The sequence below is a fragment of the uncultured Brevundimonas sp. genome (assembly GCF_963977465.1).
In the GTDB taxonomy this organism is placed as follows: domain Bacteria; phylum Pseudomonadota; class Alphaproteobacteria; order Caulobacterales; family Caulobacteraceae; genus Brevundimonas.
In genome coordinates this window covers 174,574-195,899 of the sequence record NZ_CAXBOQ010000005.1, presented here as the reverse complement: position 1 = coordinate 195,899, position 21,326 = coordinate 174,574, and the positions used below count along the sequence as shown (strand labels likewise).

The 21,326-nt window shown below is 67.6% G+C and carries 22 protein-coding genes; 13 read left to right on the top strand and 9 right to left on the bottom strand.

What is annotated here, in order from left to right:
- Positions 1 to 112: 112 nt before the first annotated feature.
- Positions 113 to 976: an aspartate/glutamate racemase family protein gene (locus tag AAC067_RS12080; protein ID WP_339932847.1), complete on the top strand. Its 864-nt coding sequence runs from the start codon at positions 113 to 115 to the stop codon at positions 974 to 976.
- A gap of 30 nt (positions 977 to 1,006) precedes the next feature.
- On the opposite strand, the gene AAC067_RS12075 is transcribed toward AAC067_RS12080, so the two are convergent.
- Complete coding sequence (locus tag AAC067_RS12075) at positions 1,007 to 1,639, bottom strand: DUF2306 domain-containing protein (RefSeq protein WP_339932845.1); 633 nt, start codon at positions 1,637 to 1,639, stop codon at positions 1,007 to 1,009.
- Positions 1,640 to 1,758: 119 nt separating this feature from the next.
- Between AAC067_RS12075 and AAC067_RS12070 the strand changes: the two genes are divergently transcribed.
- A complete protein-coding gene (locus AAC067_RS12070) occupies positions 1,759 to 2,532 on the top strand; it encodes a LytTR family DNA-binding domain-containing protein (RefSeq protein ID WP_339932843.1) in 774 nt (257 codons plus the stop codon).
- On the opposite strand, the gene AAC067_RS12065 is transcribed toward AAC067_RS12070, so the two are convergent.
- Together AAC067_RS12065 and AAC067_RS12060 are read right to left on the bottom strand one after the other, a co-directional pair.
- Positions 2,529 to 3,062: a carboxymuconolactone decarboxylase family protein gene (locus AAC067_RS12065; RefSeq protein ID WP_339932841.1), complete on the bottom strand. Its 534-nt coding sequence runs from the start codon at positions 3,060 to 3,062 to the stop codon at positions 2,529 to 2,531. The two genes, AAC067_RS12070 and AAC067_RS12065, sit on opposite strands and share 4 nt — an antisense overlap.
- 196 nt (positions 3,063 to 3,258) lie before the next feature.
- Positions 3,259 to 3,918: a peroxiredoxin gene (locus AAC067_RS12060; RefSeq protein ID WP_339932839.1), complete on the bottom strand. Its 660-nt coding sequence runs from the start codon at positions 3,916 to 3,918 to the stop codon at positions 3,259 to 3,261.
- Positions 3,919 to 4,063: 145 nt separating this feature from the next.
- Between AAC067_RS12060 and katG the strand changes: the two genes are divergently transcribed.
- Positions 4,064 to 6,298, top strand: coding sequence for a catalase/peroxidase HPI (gene katG, locus AAC067_RS12055; protein ID WP_339932837.1), 2,235 nt, complete (start codon positions 4,064 to 4,066; stop codon positions 6,296 to 6,298).
- A gap of 107 nt (positions 6,299 to 6,405) precedes the next feature.
- Positions 6,406 to 7,305, top strand: a complete 900-nt coding sequence (locus tag AAC067_RS12050) for a LysR substrate-binding domain-containing protein (protein ID WP_339933193.1) — start codon at positions 6,406 to 6,408, stop codon at positions 7,303 to 7,305.
- A 71-nt stretch (positions 7,306 to 7,376) separates the two neighbouring features.
- On the opposite strand, the gene acnA is transcribed toward AAC067_RS12050, so the two are convergent.
- Positions 7,377 to 10,073, bottom strand: coding sequence for an aconitate hydratase AcnA (gene acnA, locus AAC067_RS12045; RefSeq protein ID WP_339932835.1), 2,697 nt, complete (start codon positions 10,071 to 10,073; stop codon positions 7,377 to 7,379).
- Between the two features lie 221 nt (positions 10,074 to 10,294).
- Here acnA and ccmA point away from each other — a divergent pair, with 221 nt between their 5' ends.
- From ccmA to AAC067_RS12015, 6 genes are all read left to right on the top strand, one after another.
- Positions 10,295 to 10,918, top strand: coding sequence for a heme ABC exporter ATP-binding protein CcmA (gene ccmA, locus AAC067_RS12040; RefSeq protein WP_339932833.1), 624 nt, complete (start codon positions 10,295 to 10,297; stop codon positions 10,916 to 10,918).
- On the top strand, positions 10,915 to 11,592 hold the full coding sequence (gene ccmB / locus AAC067_RS12035; protein ID WP_339932831.1) for a heme exporter protein CcmB: 678 nt from the start codon (positions 10,915 to 10,917) through the stop codon (positions 11,590 to 11,592). The genes ccmA and ccmB overlap by 4 nt, the downstream gene beginning before the upstream one ends.
- Before the next feature lie 76 nt (positions 11,593 to 11,668).
- The gene (locus AAC067_RS12030) at positions 11,669 to 12,391 is read left to right on the top strand and encodes a heme ABC transporter permease (RefSeq protein ID WP_339932829.1); all 723 of its coding nucleotides are present in this window, start codon (positions 11,669 to 11,671) and stop codon (positions 12,389 to 12,391) included.
- A 1-nt stretch (position 12,392) separates the two neighbouring features.
- Positions 12,393 to 12,569: a heme exporter protein CcmD gene (gene ccmD / locus AAC067_RS12025; protein ID WP_339932827.1), complete on the top strand. Its 177-nt coding sequence runs from the start codon at positions 12,393 to 12,395 to the stop codon at positions 12,567 to 12,569.
- The gene (locus AAC067_RS12020; RefSeq protein ID WP_339932825.1) at positions 12,566 to 13,132 is read left to right on the top strand and encodes a DsbE family thiol:disulfide interchange protein; all 567 of its coding nucleotides are present in this window, start codon (positions 12,566 to 12,568) and stop codon (positions 13,130 to 13,132) included. Before ccmD ends, AAC067_RS12020 begins: the two co-directional genes overlap by 4 nt.
- A 60-nt stretch (positions 13,133 to 13,192) precedes the next feature.
- On the top strand, positions 13,193 to 13,459 hold the full coding sequence (locus AAC067_RS12015; protein ID WP_339932823.1) for a hypothetical protein: 267 nt from the start codon (positions 13,193 to 13,195) through the stop codon (positions 13,457 to 13,459).
- Positions 13,460 to 13,478: 19 nt separating this feature from the next.
- On the opposite strand, the gene AAC067_RS12010 is transcribed toward AAC067_RS12015, so the two are convergent.
- From AAC067_RS12010 to ftsY, 3 genes are all read right to left on the bottom strand, one after another.
- Positions 13,479 to 14,078 (bottom strand): MarR family transcriptional regulator, encoded by a 600-nt coding sequence (locus tag AAC067_RS12010; protein ID WP_339932821.1) that lies wholly within the window; start codon positions 14,076 to 14,078, stop codon positions 13,479 to 13,481.
- Between the two features lie 80 nt (positions 14,079 to 14,158).
- Positions 14,159 to 14,767, bottom strand: coding sequence for an inner membrane-spanning protein YciB (locus AAC067_RS12005; protein ID WP_339932819.1), 609 nt, complete (start codon positions 14,765 to 14,767; stop codon positions 14,159 to 14,161).
- A 2-nt stretch (positions 14,768 to 14,769) separates the two neighbouring features.
- On the bottom strand, positions 14,770 to 15,705 hold the full coding sequence (gene ftsY, locus AAC067_RS12000; protein ID WP_339932817.1) for a signal recognition particle-docking protein FtsY: 936 nt from the start codon (positions 15,703 to 15,705) through the stop codon (positions 14,770 to 14,772).
- 444 nt (positions 15,706 to 16,149) lie between these two features.
- Here ftsY and AAC067_RS11995 point away from each other — a divergent pair, with 444 nt between their 5' ends.
- The gene (locus AAC067_RS11995) at positions 16,150 to 18,198 is read left to right on the top strand and encodes an NAD(+) synthase (RefSeq protein WP_339932815.1); all 2,049 of its coding nucleotides are present in this window, start codon (positions 16,150 to 16,152) and stop codon (positions 18,196 to 18,198) included.
- A 64-nt stretch (positions 18,199 to 18,262) separates the two neighbouring features.
- Entirely contained in the window at positions 18,263 to 18,487 is a 225-nt protein-coding gene (locus AAC067_RS11990; protein WP_339932813.1) for an alkylphosphonate utilization protein, read from the top strand.
- A 12-nt stretch (positions 18,488 to 18,499) separates the two neighbouring features.
- Here the strand turns inward: AAC067_RS11990 and AAC067_RS11985 are convergent, their stop codons facing one another.
- On the bottom strand, positions 18,500 to 19,372 hold the full coding sequence (locus AAC067_RS11985; protein ID WP_339932811.1) for an alpha/beta hydrolase: 873 nt from the start codon (positions 19,370 to 19,372) through the stop codon (positions 18,500 to 18,502).
- A gap of 56 nt (positions 19,373 to 19,428) precedes the next feature.
- Positions 19,429 to 19,977: an HAD family hydrolase gene (locus AAC067_RS11980; protein ID WP_339932809.1), complete on the bottom strand. Its 549-nt coding sequence runs from the start codon at positions 19,975 to 19,977 to the stop codon at positions 19,429 to 19,431.
- A gap of 186 nt (positions 19,978 to 20,163) precedes the next feature.
- Here AAC067_RS11980 and AAC067_RS11975 point away from each other — a divergent pair, with 186 nt between their 5' ends.
- A complete protein-coding gene (locus AAC067_RS11975) occupies positions 20,164 to 21,324 on the top strand; it encodes a DegT/DnrJ/EryC1/StrS aminotransferase family protein (RefSeq protein ID WP_339932807.1) in 1,161 nt (386 codons plus the stop codon).
- The last annotated feature ends 2 nt before the right edge of the window (positions 21,325 to 21,326 follow it).

The window sequence follows — 21,326 nt, the reverse complement described above, 5'->3', positions numbered from 1 at the left end:
TCTGGATTGTGTCTGATGGGCCACCCTAGGCCTATTGCGCCTGACCGTCACATGAACGGAGCGTTATCTTGAATATTGGACGCGGCCGGGCCGGGCGGCTAAAGGCCGCACCATGGCGATTGGCGTATTCGACTCCGGCGTGGGTGGACTGACGGTTCACCGCGAACTGACCCGACGGTTTCCCCGGCGGGACTTCATCTATCTGGCCGATCAGGCCAATGCCCCATACGGCGGCCGCGACGGCGAGGACATCGTCGATCTGACCCGCGTCGGCTGCGAGCGGCTGTTCGAGGCCGGGGCCAGCGTCATCGTTCTGGCCTGCAACACCGCCAGCGCCATCGCCCTGCGCCGGCTGCAGCAGACCTGGGTGCCCGAGGCGCGCGCGCGCCATGGCCGCCCGATCAATGTGCTTGGTATCATTGTCCCGACCATCGAGGCCGCCACCGGCCTACCCTGGGCTTTCGAGGCCGAACGTTCGGAGCGGTTCGGGGGCGAGAAGATCGAGGCCATCGACGTCACCGGCGTGTTCTGCACCGCCGCCACGGCCATGAGCCGAGTCTATGAGATCGAGATCGACAAGCGCCGCGAGGACCTGGCGGTGTTTTCCGAACCGTGCCCCGGCCTGGCCGGCCTGATCGAACTGGGCGCGCCGGCCGAAGAGCTGAAGCTGGTCGTCGATGACCATGTCGACGCCCTGCGTCGCCGCATCGGCCGCCATCCGGACAAGGCCATTCTCGGCTGCACCCACTATGAGATCGTCGCCGACCTGTTCGCCGCGGCCCTGCCGCCCGGCACGCCGGTGATCCACCAGCCGACCGCGGTGGCTGACGCCCTCGAACGCTATTTCCTGCGCCATCCGGATTATGATCTGGGGTCGGACGGCCGGCGCGACTTTCTCACCTCCGGCAAGGCGGGTTCGCAGTCGAACCTGGTCGCCCAGTTCTGGGGCGAACCCTTGACCTTCGACCCGGCCTGACCTGATGGGGGCCGTTGCGCGGCGCCTTCGCTAAGCCGAAACCGGCGAACCCTGAGGACCGACGTCCCGACCGCCGGTCTGGATCCAGAGCTCGGCCAGCACCAGGTTGGGGATCCAGCACAAGAACGATATCGCGCGATAGCCCTCGACGAACGCCAGTCCGGTCAGGGGGATCATCGGCAGCATCAGCCGCAACGTCACCGCCGCAAAGGTCAACGCCAGACTGCGGATCATCCAGCGCCGGTGCGCGGCATACTGGCCGGCGACGGCCAGCCGCCAGCCCATCGTCGTGGTGCCGAACCAGGCGATGGCCAGCCCCCCGAACCCGGCCGTCGCGATCGGCCCGGCCGAAGCGTGCAGCGCCAACCAGAACCCCGACACCGCCCCGACCAGACAGGCGATGACATAGGTCCGCCCGGCCCACCGGTGCCAGACGCGGCGCGCACCGCGCCGGGTAACCAGCTGGAACGAGCCCAGCGCCAGGGCCGTAACACCGCCGCCGACATGGGCCATCACCGCAACCGGCCAGTTGGCGATCTGCTGCAGCATCAGCGGCGCGGCGAACGGAGACCCGGGTAGCAGATAGCGCGCACTGACCAGCGCCACGCCCAACGCCATCAGCGCCATCACCCCGAACATCACCGGCCCGATCACTCTTGCCACGTCGATCTCTCCCACATTGGCCGATCCGGCTTGAACCGGAGCGCGGCAGCGTGTCAGCCTCGCCTTCGCGAACGGAGCGTGTCCTTTCGCCAACGGGGCGGCACGTGCGGGCAGGACAGATGATCAGGACGCTGGCGGCGTTCAGACTGGGCCGGTCCGGGGTGGCCGAACTGGCGGCCCTGGTGCTGTTCGGCCTGTTTCTCGGCGCAGTCGGCCCCTTCAGCACCGACGGGATTCCGACGGTCCCTCGCTATCTGTACTGGCAACTGGCCATCGTCGGCGGCGGCCTGATCGCCGCCGTGATCGAACCGATGATCGCCCGGCGGCTGGCGGGCCGGCCCCGTCTGTTCGCCCTGGCCCAGCTGCTGGCCATGACCCCGCCCATCGCCGTGTGGGTGACACTGGTGCCGTTGCTCTTCTTCGGCATGCCCGCCTCCGTCGCGCACGCCCTCTCGATCATGCCGGATGTGCTGACCATCAACGTCGCGGTGGTGATACTGGCCTGGCTGACACGCCGGGCGCTGCGCCGTCACGAGCCGCGCGCCCTTACCGCGGCCGGCGTCGCCCCGCCGGCCCTGCGCGCCAGACTGTCGCCGCGTCTGGCCCGGGCACGTCTGATCGCGGTCGAGGCCGAGGACCACTATCTGCGCATTCGCACCGAGGCCGGCTCGGACCTGATCCTGATGCGGTTCGCGGATGCGCTGGCCGCGCTGGACACGGCGGACGGCTTTCGCACCCATCGCTCGTGGTGGGTGGCGCGCACCGCCGTCGAGAGCGCGCGCTGGAAGGCGGGCCGGGGGCGACTGGTCCTGTCGGACGGCTCGGCCGCCCCGGTCAGCCGGACCTACGCCGCCGCCCTTAAGGGCACGGACTGGGCCGCGCCCGTCGGCTAATCGGCCAGGGCGGCTTCCGAGGCAGCAATGCGACTGGCAGCATGGACCACGGCCGCGATACGCATGGCGGCCTGAACGTGGGTATTGGGCACGCCGTGGGTCTTCAGCGCTGCCTCGTGCGCGTCCATGCAGGAGCCGCAGCCGTTCAGCGTACTGACCGCCAGCTCCCACAGTTCGAAATCGGCCTTGTCGACACCCGGATTGGCCAGGACGTTCATGCGCAACCGGGCCGGCAGGGTCGTGTATTCGGTGTTCTGCATCAGGTGCAGGCCGCGATAATAGATGTTGTTCATACCCATGATGGCCGCCGCCGACTTCGCCGCCGAGGCGGCCTCCGGAGTCAGGACCTCGCCCGCCGCTGCCGTGATCAGCCGCACCACCGGAGCCACGCCCACCGCATGGGCGCAGGCGAGGAAACAGCCCCATTTCTGCTGGTCGCTGAGCACCGTTTCACTGGCCAGTGACGACAGGTTAAGCGAGATGTCCTTGGCATAGGCGGGCATCAGGTCGCGCAGGGCGTCGATCGACATTTTGATTCCTTGGTCGGCTATCGCGCGCGACGCGGTCGCTCGCTGCTTGAGCCGAATCGGGGTTGGTCTGGTTACCGGGCGCGACCGCGCTCATGTCGCGAGGCTCCGCGAGTCGAGCGTAGCGCCCAAAAATGAAGCGCGCGGCGAGAAGGCGGCGACGCGAACGCCGCCGCCTTCCACCATTTTGTCAGTCGCTTCAGGCGGCGAGCGTCTCACCGCCCACCGGGCGGTTGCAGGCACACAGTTCGTCGGTCTGCAGGGCATCAACAACGCGCAGCGTATCCGCCGGGGCGCGGCCGACATTCAGGTTGGTGACATAGACGTGCTGCACGACATTGTGCGGATCCACGACGAAGGTGGCGCGCAGGGCGACGCCCTCTTCTTCGTTGAGGATGCCCAGCTGGCGGGCGAATTTACCGCCGTTGTCGGCGAACTGCCAGATCGGCAGCTTGCTCAGATCGGCGTGGTCGCGACGCCAGGCCAGTTTGACGAATTCGTTGTCGGTCGAACCGCCCATCACCACGGTGTCGCGGTCGTCGAATTCACGTGCCAGAGAGGCGAACTCGGCGATCTCGGTCGGGCAAACGAAGGTGAAATCCTTCGGGTAGAAGAAGATGACCTTCCACTTGCCCTCGAAGCTGTCGCCATTGATCGGCTCGAAGGCGGAGACGCCGTTTTCCTCATGGTCGTTGAAGCCCGGCTTAACGCCAATGACTTTGAATTCCGGCAGCTTTTCACCAACACCGAGCATATGCTTTTCCTGACAGACTAGGGACAAAGAAGGCGGCGGAGAGGGGAGGCTCTGCGCCGATGACGGTGAGATGGGGCTTCGCGACTGCGAAGTCAAATCGATCATTTCGCAAGTGCGAATAGATTTATATTATAAGCCGCCCCGACCGCAGCATAGATTTTCCCATTCGTCGTAACAATCTTTATCGATTGGTCTTTGCATGCCGTACGACCTAGGCTGTCCGGACACTCAGGACAGAAAGAGGCCAGTCATGGACGGCAACTCAGGCGGCGATCCCCTTCAGTGCCCTGCAAGGGGGCCTGCGGCGCTCAGGTCCCTGCTGGGCCGCACCAACCGCGACTGGTGGCCTAACCAGCTTTCGCTCGACATCCTGCATCAGCACGGCATCAACGGCGACCCGATGGGGCCGGACTTCCACTATGCCGAGGCGTTCCGGACGCTCGATTATCCGGCCGTCAAACGCGACCTCACCGCCCTGATGACCGACAGTCAGTCGTGGTGGCCCGCGGACTATGGTCACTACGGCCCCTTCTTCATCCGCATGGCCTGGCACAGCGCCGGCACCTATCGCAGCGGTGACGGCCGCGGCGGAGCCTCGTCGGGCTCGCAGCGATTTGCGCCGCTCAACAGCTGGCCGGACAATGCCAACCTCGACAAGGCGCGTCGCCTGCTGTGGCCGATCAAGCAGAAATACGGGGCCCGGCTGTCCTGGGCTGACCTGATGATCATGGCCGGCAATGTCGCCATCGAGTCGATGGGCGGGCCGGTGTTCGGCTTCGGCGGTGGCCGCGCCGACGTCTGGGAACCCGAAAAGGACATCTACTGGGGCACGGAAGAAGAGTGGCTGGGCGATACCCGCATCGACCCGGAAAAAGAAGCGGTGCTCGAAAACCCGCTCGCCGCGATCCAGATGGGCCTGATCTACGTCAACCCGGAAGGCCCCGGCGGCAATCCTGATCCGATCGGTTCGGGTCGCGACATCCGTGAGACCTTCGCCCGCATGGGCATGAACGACGAGGAGACCGTCGCCCTGACCGCCGGCGGCCACACCTTCGGCAAATGCCACGGCGCGGGGGACGCCTCCAAGATCGGGGCGGAGCCCGAAGGGTCCGACATCGCCCAGCAGGGTTTGGGCTGGCACAGCAGCCACGAAAGCGGCATCGGCGACCACACCATCACCAGCGGCCTCGAGGGGGCCTGGACCCCGACGCCGATCCAGTGGGACGGCAGCTATTTCCACATGCTGCTCGACTATGACTATGAGCTGGTGACCAGCCCCGCCGGGGCCAAACAGTGGCAACCGATCAACCAGAAGCCGGAAGACCTAGCCCCGGGTGCCCACAGCCCCCAGCGCCGCCTGCCGACGATGATGACCACCGCCGACATGGCGATGAAGATGGACCCCGCCTATCGCAAGATTTCCGAGCGGTTCCGCGACCATCCGGACCAGTTCGCCGATGCCTTCGCCCGCGCCTGGTTCAAGCTGTGCCATCGCGACATGGGGCCAAGGGCCCGCTACCTCGGCCCGGAGGTGCCGGCTGAAGACCTGCTGTGGCAGGATCCGATCCCGGCCCCGACTGGCCCCGTCATCGACGCCGCCGACATCGCCGGACTGAAGAAGACGATCCTCGCTTCGGACCTGACGGTATCCGAACTGGTGCAGACGGCCTGGGCCGCGGCCTCGACCTATCGCGGCTCCGACCATCGCGGCGGGGCCAATGGCGGCCGCATCCGCCTGACGCCGCAAAAGGACTGGGACGTCAACCAGCCGAAACAGCTGGCCCGGGTGCTGAAGGTGCTGGACGGCATCAAGGCCGACTTCGACAAGGCGGGCGGCAAGACGGTCTCGATCGCTGACCTGATCGTGCTCGGCGGTTCCGTGGCCATCGAGAAGGCGGCGAGGGACGGTGGCCATGCGGTCGAGGTTCCCTTCACTCCGGGCCGGACGGATGCGACGCAGGACCAGACCGACGCCGAGGGCTTCGATGTGCTCGAACCGCGGGCTGACGGCTTCCGTAACTATCTGCAGGTCAAATTCAGCGTCCCGACCGAGGAACTGCTGATCGACCGGGCCCAGCTGCTGGGGCTCAGCGCACCGCAGATGACGGTGCTGGTCGCCGGGCTGCGGGTCCTCGGGGCCAACCACGGCGGCTCGAAGCACGGCGTCTTCACCGACCGGCCGGGCGTGCTGACCAACGACTTCTTCGTCAATCTGCTCGACATGGGCACGGCATGGAAACAGGTCGACGGCGAAGGCGATGATACGTTCATCGGCACCGATCGCGCGACCGATCGGCAAAAATGGACGGCCACCCGCACGGATCTGGTGTTCGGCTCCAACGCCCAGCTGCGGGCTGTGTCAGAGGTCTATGCCGCCGCCGACGCGGACGGGAAATTCGTGCGCGACTTCGTCACCGCCTGGACCCGGGTCATGAACGCCGACCGGTTCGACCTGCCCCGATCCGCGCGCCGGGCCGAGGCCTGATCACCTAACCCCCGGTCTCTGATGCGTCAGAGACCGGGGGCTTCGGCCTTCGATGAAGTCAGCCGATAGATTTTGATCTGATGATAGCGAACCCTTATATCGCTCTCATGCTCCCGACCCTGCGACAGCTCCAGTATCTCAAGCTCCTGGCCGAACATGCCTCGTTCAGCCGCGCCGCCGAGGCCGCCCACGTCAGCCAACCGGCGCTGTCTTCGGGCGTGCAGGAGCTGGAGAAGATTCTCGGTGCCCCGGTGGTCGAACGCACGCGCGGCAATGTCCAGTTAACCGCCGTCGGGGCCGAGGCCGTGCGCCGGGCCGAAGATGTGCTGGCCCGGACAGAGGACCTGGTCGAGGCCGCTCGTAATGCGGGCCGCCCGCTGTCCGGCCGCTTTCGACTGGGCATCATTCCGACCATCGCCCCCTTTCTGCTGCCCACTAAATTGCCTGGGCTCAACGCTGCCTATCCGGCCCTACGCCTGTTCATCCGCGAGGATCTGACGCCGCGCCTGATCGCCGGGCTGAAGGCCGGGCATCTGGACGCGGCGGTGATCGCCCTGCCCTATTCGGCCCCCGGCATCGACCACGCCCGCATCGGCGACGACGAGATCCTGGCCGCCGCCCCGGTCGGCCACCGGCTGGCCGTGCCCGGGGCCATCCACCCCGGCGCGCTGAAGGCCGAGGACCTGATCCTGCTGGAAGACGGCCACTGCCTTCGCGACCAGGCCCTGGCCGCCTTCGACATCGAACCGTCGCGCGGTGACGACGTCTTCGCCGCCACCTCCCTGCACACCCTGGTGCAGATGGTCTCGTCCGGACTCGGGGTCAGTTTCCTGCCGCGCATGGCTGTCGACGCCGGTCTGGCCGACATGCCCGGGGTGGTCATCCGCCCGATCTCGGCCAAGGCCCCCAGTCGCGAGATCGTGGTCGCCTGGCGTCGGGGCTCCAGCCGCGCTGCCGAAGCCCGCCTGCTGGCCGAAGCCATGCAACTGGACCCGCCCACGGCCTGAAATACAAAAAGGGGCCGGCGGATGTCTCCGCCGGCCCCTGATTGTCTTCGGCCCGACAGGGCCTGCATCACCTAGTCGCGGGCGAGGTTCCGCAGAACGTAGGGCATCACGCCGCCGGCCTTGAAGTAGTCCATCTCGGTGGCGTTATCGATGCGGCAGCGGACCGGGAAGCGGGCCATCTTGCCGTCCGACGGGCGGAACAGCTCGACCCACAGGTCCTGACGCGGACGCAGCTTGCCGGTGTTGACGTCGGACAGGCCGCGGATGGTGACGATCTCTTCACCGGTCAAACCCAGCTTGGTCCAGCCGTCCTGTTTGAACTGCAGCGGCACCACGCCCATGCCGATCAGGTTCGAACGGTGGATCCGCTCATAGCTCTCGGCGACGACGGCGCGAACGCCCAGCAGCCGGGTGCCCTTGGCCGCCCAGTCGCGCGACGAGCCGGTGCCATATTCCTTGCCGGCGAAGACGACGAGGGGGCGGCCTTCGGCCTGGTAGCGCATCGCGGCGTCATAGATGGACATCGTGTCCTGCGACGGGAAATGCTTGGTCACGCCGCCTTCGATGTCGGGCGTGATCTTGTTGCGAATCCGGATGTTGGCGAAGGTACCGCGCATCATCACTTCATGGTTGCCGCGGCGCGCGCCGTAGCTGTTGAAGTCGAGAGTTTCGACCCCATGATCGGTAAGATAGACCCCGGCGGGCGAGGTCTTCTTGATCGAACCGGCCGGGCTGATGTGGTCGGTGGTGATCGAGTCACCGAAGATGCCCAGCACACGGGCCTCGACGATGTCGGCGACCGGGGCCGGCTCCATCGTCATGCCGTCGAAATAGGGCGGGTTCTGCACATAGGTCGAGGCGTCGTCCCAAGCGTAGGTCTGGCCGCCCTCGACAGCGATGCCCTGCCAGTGCTTGTCGCCCTTGAACACGTCGGCATAGCGTTTGGCGAACATGGCCGGAGTGACCGACTTCTTCTGGATGTCGGCGATCTCTTTCGAGGTCGGCCAGATGTCCTTCAGGAAGACATCCTTGCCCTTCTTGTCCTGACCGATCGGATCCTTGGAGATGTCGATCCGCATCGAACCGGCCAGGGCGTAGGCGACGACCAGCGGCGGCGAGGCCAAATAGTTGGCCTGAACGTCGGGGTTCACCCGACCCTCAAAGTTCCGGTTGCCCGACAGAACCGAGGTGGCGACGAGGCCGTTGTCGTTGATGGTCTGCGAGATGGCCGGGTCCAGCGGGCCCGAGTTGCCGATACAGGTGGTGCAGCCGTAGCCGACCAGGTCGAAGCCCAGGGCGTCGAGGTCGGTCTGCAGGCCGGCGGCGGTCAGATAGTCGGTGACGACCTGCGAACCGGGGGCCAGCGAGGTCTTGACCCACGGCTTGACCTTCAGGCCCAGCTTGTGGGCCTTGCGCGCCACCAGGCCGGCGGCGATCATCACCGACGGGTTGGAGGTGTTGGTGCAGCTGGTGATGGCGGCGATGACCACGTCACCGTCCCCGATGTCGAACTTCTGGCCCTTGACCGGGAAGCGGGCGGTCGCGTCGGGACGCGAGAAGACCTCGGCCATGGCGGTTTCGAAGGCCGGGGCGGCCTCGGTCAGGGCGACCTTGTCCTGCGGGCGTTTCGGACCGGCCAGCGACGGCACGACCTCGGCCATGTCGAGCGACAGGATGTCGGTGAAGACCGGGTCCTCCGAATTCTCGTCGATCCACAGTCCCTGGGCCTCGGCATAGGCCTTGACCAGGGCGACGCGGGCCTTGTCCCGGCCGGTGGCGGTCAGATAGTCGATGGTCGCCTGGGACACCGGGAAGAAGCCGCAGGTGGCCCCGTATTCCGGGGACATGTTGGCGATGGTGGCCTGGTCCTCGATGGTCAGGGCGGTGACGCCCGGGCCGAAGAACTCGACGAATTTACCGACCACGCCCTTCTTGCGCAGCATCTGGGTCACGGTCAGCACCAGGTCGGTGGCCGTAGCCCCCTCGGGCAGACGACCGTCGAGACGGAAGCCGATGACCTCGGGGATCAGCATCGGGATCGGCTGGCCCAGCATAGCCGCCTCGGCCTCGATGCCGCCGACGCCCCAGCCCAGAACAGCCAGACCGTTGATCATGGTCGTGTGGCTGTCGGTGCCGACTACCGTGTCGGGATAGGCGACGGTCGCCTTGCCCTCGGCCACGGTCCAGACGGTCTGGGCCAGATGCTCAAGATTGACCTGGTGGCAGATGCCGGTGCCGGGAGGCACGACGCGGAAATTGTTGAAGGCCGAAGAGCCCCAGCGCAGGAACTTGTAACGCTCGATGTTGCGCTCGTATTCACGCTCGACGTTCTTGGCGAAGGCACCGGCGGTGCCGAAATGATCGACCATGACCGAATGGTCGATGACCAGATCGACCGGCGTCAGCGGGTTGATCCGCGACGGATCGGCGGCGAGGGCGGTCATGGCGTCGCGCATGGCGGCCAGGTCGACCACGGCAGGAACGCCGGTGAAGTCCTGCATCAGCACGCGCGCCGGACGGAAGGCGATCTCGTGCTCGACCGAGCCCTTGTTGTCGATCCAGGCGGCCACGGCCTTGAGGTCGGCCTCGGTGACGGAAACCCCGTCCTCGTTGCGCAACAGGTTCTCGAGCAGCACCTTCATCGAGCGCGGCAGGCGGGAAATCCCGGTCAGGCCGGCTTCCTCGGCGGCCGGAAGGCTGTAATAGGCGTATTTCTTGCGCCCGACGGTCATGTCCCGGCGGGTGGTTAGGCTGTCAACTGACGGCATGGAGAGCTTCCTCTGGTCAAAGCCGCCCGGACATCCGGTTGCGCGATCGCGCGACAGACGACGGGGCACACAGGTCCCCGCCGCGCGCGGCGAAAGCCTGCTGCGGCAAAGCCGGATATAGTGCGTGGCGACGCCGTCGTCCATGTACCCATGACGGCGTTGTGGAGATTGAGAATGGGTCTCAATCTGCCCGTGTCGCGGCGTCCGCGAAGGGAGGCCGCATGATCAACACCCTGACGGCCACCGGCCTGACCCTGGCGCGCGGCGAGCGGATACTGTTCCGCAGCCTCGACCTGAACCTGGCCGCCGGCGAGGCCGTGGCCCTGACCGGAGCCAATGGCGCGGGCAAGACCAGCCTGCTGCGCGCCGTCGCCGGTTTCATCCGCCCCGAAGCCGGTGCCGTGGTCTTCCTCAACGCAGACGGCGACCCCATCGACCCGCCCGAGGCCCGCGCCCATGGCCTGCATCTGCTGGGCCATCTCGACGGACTCAAGACCGCGCGCACCGCCCGGGATGAACTGATGTTCCAGTCGCAGTGGCTGGGCCACAGCCACAGGGGCATCGCCGAGGCGATCGAGACCCTGGGCCTCGCCCCCCTGCTCGATCTGGAGGTGCGCAAGCTCTCCGCCGGACAGCGTCGGCGGCTGGCGCTGGCCCGACTGATCGGCTCGCCGCGGTCGCTGTGGCTGCTGGACGAGCCGCTCAGCCCGCTCGACGCCCGCTGGCGCGCCACCGTCGGCGCGATGATGGCGCGCCACCTTCAGGGGGGTGGCCTGATCGTGGCCGCCGTCCACGACCCCCTGCCGATCCCGGCCCGCGCCCTCGATCTGGGAGCGGGACGATGAGCCCGTTCCGCACCGCCATGGCCGTACTGTTCCGGCGCGAACTGTCCCTGGCCTGGGGTGGTGGCGGCGGACCGTTGCTGGCCTGCGGCTTCTTTGCCTGTTTGACCGTGCTGGTGCCGCTGGCCGCCGGCGGCGATCCGGTCGGGCTGAAGCCGATCGCTTCCGCCATCGCCTGGCTGGCCCTGGCCCTGGCCTCGATGCTGTCGCTGGAGCGGCTGTTCGAACGCGATCTCGAGGACGGGGCGTTGGATCTGCTGACCACCGGCCCGCTGCCGCTGGAAGCGGTGTTCGCGGTCAAGGCCTTCAGCCAGTGGCTGGCGACCGGCCTGCCGCTGGCCCTGACCGCCCCGGTCGCGGCCCTGACCCTGGGCCTGTCGTCCGAACTCATGCCGATAACGGCCCTGGCCGCGGCGATCGGCGGTCTGGGCTTCGCCTTCACCGGCGCGCTGGGGGCCGCCCTGGCGCTGGGCACCCGGCGCGGCGGTCTGCTGATTGCCATCGTCGTGCTGCCGCTGTTCATCCCGCCGGTGGTGTTCGGAGCCGGGGCGCTGGAGCGGGCCGCCAGCGGCATGGACCCGGCTCCGGCCCTGGCCCTGCTGGCCGCCTATGCCCTGTTCGCCATGGTCATCGGCCCCATTGCCGGGGCCGCCGCCATCCGCAACGCGCAGAGCTGACGTGCGGAACGGCCCGGCACAGTCCGTCGCGCCCGGCCATGTGGCGCGCGCCGCGTTTGGTCGCTAAGGAGGCCCCATGTTCGGTCTCGCCAATCCCGAGCGCTTCATGCGCTTCACCCGCCCGTTGACGCCGGGTCTGTGGGCGCTGGCCGCCGTGCTGCTGGCCGTCGGCACATGGCTGTCCTTCGCCGCGCCCGAAGACTATCAGCAGGGCGACACCGTTCGGATCATGTTCGTCCATGTTCCGGCCGCCACCCTCGGCCTGATGGCCTATGCGGCGCTGGGCATCTCCAGCTTCTTCGCCCTGGTGTTCCGCCATCCGCTGGCCGACGCCGCCGCCCGCGCCGCCGCCGTGCCGGGCGCGGCCTTCACCGCCCTCGCGCTGGTCACCGGTTCGCTGTGGGGCAAGCCGATGTGGGGGGCCTGGTGGGCCTGGGGCGACGCCCGGCTGATGTCGGTGCTGATCCTGTTCCTGTTCTACCTCGGTTATATCGCCCTGCGGGCCTCGATCGACGACGAGGTGAAGGCCGGTCGCGCCGCCGCCGTGCTGGGTCTGGTCGGGCTGATCAACCTGCCGATCGTCAAATTCTCGGTCGACTGGTGGAACACCCTGCACCAGCCGGCCTCGCTGCTGCGCATGGGCGGACCATCGCTGAGCGAGGTGTTTCTGGTGCCGCTGCTGACGATGATGGCCGCCTATGCCGCCCTGTTCGGGGCCCTGTGGCTGACCGCCATCCGCACCGAAGTCACGCGCCGCCGGGTCCTGACCCTGCGCGCCCGCGCCGCCGTGGAGGCCTGAGATGCTTGACCTCGACATGGGTGCCTATGCCGCCTTCGTCTGGCCCGCCTGGGGCCTCAGCGCCCTGGTGCTGGGCGGGCTGGTGGTCCGCGCCATACGCGCTGCGCGGCGCTGGTCGCGGGATCTGGCGGCGCTGGAGGCGGCCGCCTCCACCGACCCGACCGGGCCCGCCGCATGAACCGCTGGCTGTCGCTGATCCCGCTGGCGGTGGTCGCCGCCCTGGCCGCCCTGTTCATCGGCTGGTCGCTGAAGCGGGACCCGGCCTTCAAGCCCGACGCCCTGGTCGGCCAGCCGATTCCCGAGACCGTCCTGCCGATACTGACCGGCGACAGCGCCGGACCAGGCTATCTCGATCTGAAGACGGCCGGGGTCGGTCGGCCGATGATCGTCAATGTCTTCGCCTCGTGGTGCGCCCCGTGTCAGGTCGAGAACCCGACGCTGCTGGCGCTGAAGGCGCGGGGCGTGGCCTTGGTCGGCGTCGCTTACAAGGACGACCCGGTAAAGACGCGCCAATTCCTCGATCAGTTCGGCGATCCCTTCGCCAAGGTGCTGGTCGACCGCGACGGGCGGGCTGGTCTGGACCTGGGCGTCTCCGGCGTGCCCGAGACCTTCGCCGTCGACGCCATGGGCACGGTCGTGGCCAAACATTCCGGGCCGCTGATCGATCAGGCCGACGTCGACCGTCTGGTCGGCGCGATGCAGGCCCCGCCGCGCCCCCTGCCCACAGCCACGCGCCGCTGATCCACCGCACCCGACGGCCGCGTTAACCCTTTTTCGACAGGATTGGTTAACCGTCCTCGCATGACCGCGATTCGACCCGACATGCCCGCCGCCATGCCCGGCACCGGCCTGACCCCTGCGGGCGGAGCCGCTGCGGATGCGGCCCGCGCCGCCTTCTTCCGCGCGGCCATGGGTCAGGTGCAGGCGACGGCCGCTCCGGCGCGAACCGCTGCCGCAGCCCCGGCCGCTTCGACCATCGCGCCGACCGTCACGGCCAGCGCCACCCGTTCCGAGCCATCGCCCGATCGGCCGAGCCGGCCCGGTTCCCTGCTGGATATTCGCGTCTAGGCCCGACTCCGTCGGCCCGTCAGGCCGCGACCGAGGCCTTCTTGCCCTTGGCCGGCTTGTCCGACCTGGCTGGCTTGGCCGCCTTTTTCGCCGCCCGTTCGGCCTTGCGGGCCTCTTTCAGGGCCTTCTTGGCGGCGCGCGCCTCGGCCTGGGCCTTGTCCGGGACCGCGTCGGCGGCCGAGGCCAGATCCGACAGCAGGGCAAGGAAGCCGTCGCGCTTGCCCTTGGGCAGCAGGGCCATGATGCGTTTGTCGGCCGCCTCGACCCGGGGTCGGGCCGCGTCCAGGGCCGCCGCACCCGCTTCTGACAGCCGCACGGCCATGGCCCGGGCATCGATCGCCGAACGCTCGCGCTCCAGCAGGCCCTTGGTCGTCATCCGCGCCACCAGATCGGCCAGGGTCGACCGATCGATTCCGGTCGCCCGCACCAGATCGGTCTGGGTCAGACCCGACTTCTGCGACACCGCCTCCAGCACCGCGAACTGGCGCTGGGTCAGGCCGTCGGCACCGGTCTCGGCGGCATAGAGGTCGAGTGCCAGCTGCAGCGCACGGTGGATCAGATGGCTGGGTGAAACCGCCAGCTGCCCGTTGCGTCGCGTCTGTTTTCCGGACTTGACCATCAACCGCATCCTTTCAGCCTGTTCCGTAGCGCTATCAGCCGCGCTTTACGGTTTGACGACGGATCGCCGGTGGATTCGCCTCAGATACCCGGATCGGGCGAGATGGGTCCCGGCTCCTCGCCCGTCGGCAGCAGATTCTTCATGATGAAGGGGACCTGCAGCAGGCCGAACACGATCGCGAGTATAAACAGCCCGACCCGGAACTGCACCCAGGTGCCGTCGGACTGGGTGCGCCAGATGACCTCATTGGTCACCGCCACCGTCGCGAAATACAGGCCATAGCGCAGGGTCAGCGTCCGCCAGGCCTTGTCGGTCACCCGGATGGCGTCACCCAGCAGATATTTGAACGGCGACTTGTTCAACGGCAGCGAGCCCAACAGCACCACCGCCAGCAGGGCGTTCTGGACCGTCAGCTTGATCTTGATCAGGCTCTCGTCGTGGAAGACGATCGTCATGGTGCCAAACACCAGGGCGAACAGGCCGGTGATCAACGGCAGCGGCGCGAAACGCTTCTCGACGAAATAGCCGGTCGCCAGCGCGAGGGTCGAGGCGATGACCAGCACCCAGGTGGCCTTGATCATGTCGCGGGTGACGAAATAGGCGACGGCAAAGGCCAGCAGGGCCCCGAAGTCGACGGCCTGGCGGATCCACTGGCCGGATTTCGGCGCGGGGGTGGTCGTGTCAGTCATTCTCAGTCCTCAAGCCCGACAAGCGAGCGCGAAAAGGCGCGGGCGTCGAACGGCTGCAAATCCTCGATGCCCTCGCCGACCCCGATCAGCTTGATCGGCGCGTCCGACGCCTGGGCCACGGGCACCAGCACGCCGCCGCGGGCGGTGCCGTCCAGCTTGGTCATCACCAGACCCGACACATAAGCGGTTCGGCCGAAGATCTGTTCCTGGGCCAGGGCATTGCGTCCCACGGTGGCGTCCAGCACCAGCAGGGTCTCATGCGGGGCGTCGGCATCGATCTTCTTCAGCACCCGCACGATCTTGAGCAGTTCGTCCATCAGGGCCGACTTGTTCTGCAGCCGCCCGGCGGTGTCGATCAGGACCACGTCATAGCCCTCGGCCTTGGCCCTGGTATAGGCGTCGAAGGCCAGACCGGCGGGATCGGCCCCGTCGCGGCGGCTCTCGAAATCGGCCCCGGCGCGATCGGCCCAGACCTTGAGCTGCTCGCGGGCAGCGGCACGGAAGGTGTCGCAGGCGACGATCATGACCTTGGCCCCCTGACCGGTCAGATCGGCGGCGATCTTGCCCAGGGTGGTGGTCTTGCCCGAGCCGTTGACCCCGACGAACAGGGTGACGAAGGGCTTGGGACCGTTCAGCGGCTCATAGGCGGCCTGACGCGGCAACAGTTCGGCGGCGACCGCCTCGGCCAGGGCCTCCTTGACCTCGCGTTCGTCGGAGCCCTTGCCGAAGCGCAGGTCGCGAAAGCGCTCGACGATCCGCGCCGAGGCGGCGGGGCCCAGATCGCTCTCGATCAGATGCTCTTCCAGCTGCTCCAGCGCCGCCTCACTGAGCGGCTCGCGGATGAAGGTCGCGACGACCTGTTCGGTCATCTGTTTCGAGGATCGGCCCAGCCCCTCGCTCAGCCGCGAGAGCCAGCCCTTTTTCGGCGTGTCAGTCATCCTGTCCGCTTAGCCGACACCGGGGGCCGCGTCACGCGAACGCGGACAATTGAGGGGGGGCGGGGTGTCCCTTCGAAAAAAACACAGTCCACTGAGTCCACTGAGTCCACATTGACCGGGGGCTGACCCGGAGCGTCGGACCCCGGTTGATGATCGGGCGGCATTGTAAGGGGTCTGGGACGGGGGGTCGGTCGATTGGCCCGACTTTTTTGTAGCGACTGGTTTTCGTTGGAGGTTTTTTCGCGGATCGGGAAGATCTGTGCGAGGTTTTGCCGGTCTGGCGCGATGCGGCGCGGGGTCGTGTCCGCGACAGGGTCGCGCTCTCGCGCGCCGCTGGGTCCCGGATCGCGCTGCGCTTGTCCGGGATGACGAAAGCAGAGAACGGGTTTTGCGGTCGTTAGCTTCCGGCTGATAGAAGGGGCTGACCTGTCGGCGGAACCATCGATGCCTGAAGCCCACGCCTTCCACTCTGCCGCCACCCACGGCTTCGTCCGCGTCGCCGCCGCCACGCCGGTGGTCCATATCGCCGATCCGGTCGCCAACGCCGCCGAACATGCCGCCCTGATCCGTCAGGCCGGGGCCGAGGGCGTCGATCTGCTGGTCTTCCCCGAACTGTCGCTCAGCGGCTATGCGATCGACGACCTGCTGATGCAGGACGCCCTGCTGGTCGAGGTCGAACGCCAGATCGGACATCTGGCCGAGGTCGCGGGAGAGGCCGGCGTGGTCGCGGTCGTCGGGGCTCCGCTGCGCAACGGCGACGCCCTGTTCAACTGCGCCGCGGTGCTGGCCAATGGTCAGGTGCTGGGCGTGGTGCCGAAATCCTACCTGCCCAACTACCGCGAATATTATGAGAAACGCTGGTTCTCGCCGGCCGCCGGTCGGGCCGAGGATGTGTTGGTCCTGAACGGCGAGAGTGTCGATTTCGCGCCCGGGCTGATCTTTGAGGCCGACGACCGTCCCGGCTTCGTCTTCGCGGTCGAGATCTGCGAGGATTTCTGGGCCCCGCTGCCGCCCTCGACCCGGGCCGCCCTCGCCGGGGCGCGCATCCTCTGCAACCTGTCGGCCTCCAACATCGTCATCGGCAAGGCCGACGAGCGCGCGGTCCTGTGCGCCAGCCAGTCGGTGCGCACCCTGTCGGCCTATGTCTTCGCCGCCTCGGGCTGGGGCGAGAGCACCACCGACCTGGCCTGGGACGGCCAGGCGACCATCCACGAACTGGGCGCGAAACTGGCAGAGGGACCGCGTTTTTCGCTGGAATCCCATCTGACGGTGGCCGATGTCGACGTCGAACGGATCGGTCTGGACCGGCTGCGCAACGGCACCTTCGCCGACTGTGCCCGGCTGGAGGGCGAGGCCGCCACCGTCGTGCCGTTCAGCGCCCCGGGTCATGACGGGGTCGACACCCTGTTGCGGCCGCTCGACCGCTTCCCGTTCGTGCCGGACGACCCGGCCCGGCTGGACCGCGACTGCTACGAGGCCTTCAACATCCAGGTGCAGGGCCTGATGCGGCGGATGACCGCCACCGGGGCCGAGCGGCTGGTGATCGGGGTCTCGGGCGGGCTGGATTCGACCCAGGCCCTGCTGGTCGCCTGTCGCGCCTTCGACCGGCTGGACCTGCCGCGCACCGGCATCCTCGCCTTCACCCTGCCCGGCTTCGCGACCTCGGACGGGACGAAGGCCAGCGCCTGGGCCCTGATGCGGGCGCTGGGCGTCACCGGCGAGGAGATCGACATCCGCCCGGCCGCCGAGCGGATGCTGGCCGACATCGGTCATCCGTATGCGGACGGTCAGCCCGTGCACGACATCACTTTCGAGAACGTCCAGGCCGGGCTGCGCACCGATTATCTGTTCCGACTGGCCAATCGCCACGCGGCCTTCGTGCTCGGCACCGGCGACCTGTCGGAACTGGCGCTGGGCTGGTGCACCTATGGCGTCGGCGATCATATGAGCCACTACAACGTCAACGGCGGGGTGGCGAAGACGCTGATCCGCCACCTGATCCGCTGGGTTGCCGACGGCGATCTGGTCGGCGCTGACGCGACGCCCGCCCTGCATTCCGTGCTGGCCACCGTGATCTCGCCTGAACTGGTGCCGGCCGGAGCCGACGGCAAGATCCAGTCGACCGAGGACACGGTCGGCCCCTATGCGCTGAACGACTTCTTCCTGTTTCACGTGACCCGCTACGGCTTCCGGCCGTCCAAGGTCGCCTGGCTGGCGCATCAGGCCTGGAAGGATACGTCGACCGGCGACTGGCCCGTGCATACGCCCGAGGCCGAGCGCGTCGCCTATGACCTGACCACCATCAAGGGCTGGCTGCGCAAATTCCTCGTGCGCTTCTTCCAGACCAGCCAGTTCAAACGTTCGGCCCTGCCGAACGGGCCCAAGGTGGTGACCGGCGGCTCCCTGTCGCCGCGCGGCGACTGGCGCGCCCCGTCCGACGGCAATGCCCGCGTCTGGCTGGACGACCTCGAGGCCAATGTGCCGGAGTCCTGAGACAACCACCCCGGCGCGACCCGACCCCGTTCCCTTCCTTCACCGCTGCACACCGAGACCCGCCATGACCGACACCCCGACCCGGGATTCCAACGGCAACATCCTCGCCGACGGGGACAGCGTCACCCTGATCAAGGACCTCAAGGTCAAGGGTTCGGGCGGGGTCACGCTGAAGCGCGGCACCCTGGTCAAGAACATCCGGCTGACCGGTGACGAGGACGAGATCGAGGCCAATGTCGACAAGGTTCGCGGCCTCGTCCTGCGCACCGAATTCGTCAAGAAGGCATGATGGTACGACGGTCTATTTGACGCCCGCGAGGAATTCGAAGATCGCCGCCCGGGCCTCGGGCTCATCCAGCATCGGCGCGTGACCGACGCCCGGCACCTGGACATAGGCCATCTTGCGCGCGGCCTTGCGCATCTTGTCGACGATCTCGGGACTGAGCAGGTCCGAGGTCTCGCCATGCACCAGCAGGATCGGCCGCCCGCGGGTCAGCCGGCGGAAGAAGGGCCACAGATTGGGCACCATGGCCTTGGCCCCGGCAGCCCGGATCGGCACGGCGATATCGGGATCATAGTCCGGCACCGGCGTGCCTTCCGTGCCGTCCCGGAAGGTGCGCCGGGCGAAGGCGGCCCAGTCGGCGTCCGTATAGTGGGGCAGGGCCGCGGCGTTCAGCCCCTTCACATAGTCGGCCGCCTCGGCCCAGGTCGAAATCTCGACCGCCTGGCCCATATAGGCGGCGATCCGGGCGAGGCCGACAGGCGACACCTCGGGCCCGACGTCATTGATGATGGCCGCCGCGATCGTCCGCGCACGGATGGCGGCGATCGCCATGGTGATCAACCCGCCCATCGAGGTGCCGAGGAAGACCGCCCTGTCGATTCCGGCCTGATCCATCAGGGCCAGAATATCCCGCGCATAGACCTCGGGCGAATAGGTCATCGGGTCCGGGGCCCGGTCCGACCGTCCCCGGCCGCGCACATCGACGGCCAGCACGCGTCGACCGCTCTGAGCGATCAGCGGGGCGATGGTGTCGAAATCAGCACTGTTGCGGGTCAGGCCGTGGATGGCGATCACCGGCAGCCGCGCCGCGCCGGCGGCACCGCCGTAGTCGCGCGCGAACAGGGTCAGCCCGTCCGACGAGGTCCAGCGACGTTCAGCGTATTCCGCCATGACAAATTCTCCGGGTCGGGGCTGTCCAGCCTATTTCATCGCCACCGGAATTGCGATCAACCGCCGAGAAGGTCGTGGACAAATTCGTCCAGATCACCGCCCTCGAACAGGAAGCCGGGCAGGCCGGCGCGCTTGGCCGCTTCGAGGTCGGACGGCCGATCGCCGATCAGAAACGAGCGCGCCGGGTCGATGCCGTGTTCGGCGATGGCGCGGGTGATCATGCCGGGGTTGGGTTTGCGATCGGGATGATCGGCGTGGAAATAGCGTTCGTCACGCGCCTCCTTGTGAAAGGGGCAGGCATAGACCGCACCGATCCGGGCTCCCTTGGCCGCCAGCCGCCGCACGATCAGATCATTAAAGGCGTGCATCTGGGCCTCGGTGAACATACCGCGCGCCACGCCGGACTGGTTGGTCACCACCACCACCAGATAACCGAGTGCGTTCAGCCGTCGCACGGCCCCGTCCGCCCCGGGGATCGGGATGAGATCGGATTCGAGATGCGGATAGCCGGTGTCCTCGATCAACACGCCGTCGCGATCGAGAAACACGGCAGGTACGCTGCCGCCCGCTGTCTGGCCGGTTGCGCTGGTCGTTCTGGTCGTCACTATGCATTCCACCCTTACCCCGTCGCTTAGGCCACGGCATGGTCGCGTTGCAACCCGCAACGTGAAGTGACCCTGTAGCGTTTGTCCCCGGTGGGGACGGTTTGGTAGGAGGCGCCCAACCTTGGCCCCCCGACCCGTGCCGCTACAAGCCGGAGCACGCCGCCGCCTGATGAGAGAATTTCAGTCATGACCATCGCCTTCATCGACCTGCAGGCCCAACGCCTTCGTCTCGACGGCCGGATCGAGGCCGCCGTTCAGGAGGCCGTGGTCGGCGGGGCCTGGGTCATGGGGCCGCAGGTGCGTCAGTTCGAGGCTGATCTCGCGGCCTTCGGCGGCGCGAAACACGCGCTGGGCTGCGCCAACGGTACCGACGCCCTGGCCCTGCCGCTGATGGCCTGGGGCGTGGGCCGCGGCGACGCGGTGTTCGTGCCCAGCTTCACCTTCGCCGCCACCGCCGAAGTGGTGCCGTGGTTCGACGCCGAGCCGGTCTTCGTCGATGTTGACGCGACGACCTACAATATGGACCCCGGCCACCTCGAGGCCGCTATCGAGGCCACGATCAAGGAAGGCCGGCTGAAGCCGCGCGTGGTCATCGCCGTCGACCTGTTCGGCCAGCCCGCCGACTATCCGGCCATCAAGGCGGTCTGCGACAAATACGGCCTCAAGCTGATCGCCGACTCGGCCCAGGGCTTCGGCTGCACGATCGACGGCGACCATCCGCTGAAGTGGGCCGACATCACCACCACCAGCTTCTTCCCGGCCAAGCCGCTGGGCTGCTACGGCGACGGCGGGGCGGTGCTGACCAATGACGACGATCTGGCCCAGCTGATCGATTCCCTGCGCGTGCACGGCAAGGCCGTCGCCCGCGATCTGGAGGGCAAGACCTTCGAGCACGACCCCAAATATCTGAACATGCGTGTCGGGCTGAACTCTCGTCTCGACACCATCCAGGCCGCGGTTCTGATCGAGAAGCTCAAGGTGTTCGGCGACGAAATCGGCATGCGCAACCGCGTCGCCGCCCGTTACAACGACGGGCTGCGTGCCCATGTCGCGGCCGTGCCCGACGTGCCGAAAGGCAATGTTTCGAACTGGGCCCAGTACACGATCGAGCATGACGACCGTGACGGTCTGGCGGCCCACCTCAAGACCCAGGGCGTGCCCACCGCCGTCTACTATCCGATCCCGCTGCACCTGCAGCCGGCCTATGACATGTATCCGCGCGGCCCCCAGGGTTTGCCGGTCACCGAACGGCTCAAGGAGCGGGTCATCAGCCTGCCGATGCACGCCGACCTCGACGAAGCGACCCAGGACCGGATCATCGCCGCCGTCGCCAGCTACAAGGGCTGAAC

Coding starts and splice junctions, on each gene's coding strand:
- AAC067_RS12080 (WP_339932847.1), top strand. CDS start 113: ATGGCGATTGGCGTATTCGACTCCGGCGTGGGTGGACTGACGGTTCAC.
- AAC067_RS12070 (WP_339932843.1), top strand. CDS start 1,759: ATGATCAGGACGCTGGCGGCGTTCAGACTGGGCCGGTCCGGGGTGGCC.
- AAC067_RS12065 (WP_339932841.1), bottom strand. CDS start 3,062: ATGTCGATCGACGCCCTGCGCGACCTGATGCCCGCCTATGCCAAGGAC.
- AAC067_RS12060 (WP_339932839.1), bottom strand. CDS start 3,918: ATGATCGATTTGACTTCGCAGTCGCGAAGCCCCATCTCACCGTCATCG.
- katG (WP_339932837.1), top strand. CDS start 4,064: ATGGACGGCAACTCAGGCGGCGATCCCCTTCAGTGCCCTGCAAGGGGG.
- AAC067_RS12050 (WP_339933193.1), top strand. CDS start 6,406: ATGCTCCCGACCCTGCGACAGCTCCAGTATCTCAAGCTCCTGGCCGAA.
- acnA (WP_339932835.1), bottom strand. CDS start 10,073: ATGCCGTCAGTTGACAGCCTAACCACCCGCCGGGACATGACCGTCGGG.
- ccmA (WP_339932833.1), top strand. CDS start 10,295: ATGATCAACACCCTGACGGCCACCGGCCTGACCCTGGCGCGCGGCGAG.
- ccmB (WP_339932831.1), top strand. CDS start 10,915: ATGAGCCCGTTCCGCACCGCCATGGCCGTACTGTTCCGGCGCGAACTG.
- AAC067_RS12030 (WP_339932829.1), top strand. CDS start 11,669: ATGTTCGGTCTCGCCAATCCCGAGCGCTTCATGCGCTTCACCCGCCCG.
- ccmD (WP_339932827.1), top strand. CDS start 12,393: ATGCTTGACCTCGACATGGGTGCCTATGCCGCCTTCGTCTGGCCCGCC.
- AAC067_RS12020 (WP_339932825.1), top strand. CDS start 12,566: ATGAACCGCTGGCTGTCGCTGATCCCGCTGGCGGTGGTCGCCGCCCTG.
- AAC067_RS12015 (WP_339932823.1), top strand. CDS start 13,193: ATGACCGCGATTCGACCCGACATGCCCGCCGCCATGCCCGGCACCGGC.
- AAC067_RS12010 (WP_339932821.1), bottom strand. CDS start 14,078: ATGGTCAAGTCCGGAAAACAGACGCGACGCAACGGGCAGCTGGCGGTT.
- AAC067_RS12005 (WP_339932819.1), bottom strand. CDS start 14,767: ATGACTGACACGACCACCCCCGCGCCGAAATCCGGCCAGTGGATCCGC.
- ftsY (WP_339932817.1), bottom strand. CDS start 15,705: ATGACTGACACGCCGAAAAAGGGCTGGCTCTCGCGGCTGAGCGAGGGG.
- AAC067_RS11995 (WP_339932815.1), top strand. CDS start 16,150: ATGCCTGAAGCCCACGCCTTCCACTCTGCCGCCACCCACGGCTTCGTC.
- AAC067_RS11990 (WP_339932813.1), top strand. CDS start 18,263: ATGACCGACACCCCGACCCGGGATTCCAACGGCAACATCCTCGCCGAC.
- AAC067_RS11985 (WP_339932811.1), bottom strand. CDS start 19,372: ATGGCGGAATACGCTGAACGTCGCTGGACCTCGTCGGACGGGCTGACC.
- AAC067_RS11975 (WP_339932807.1), top strand. CDS start 20,164: ATGACCATCGCCTTCATCGACCTGCAGGCCCAACGCCTTCGTCTCGAC.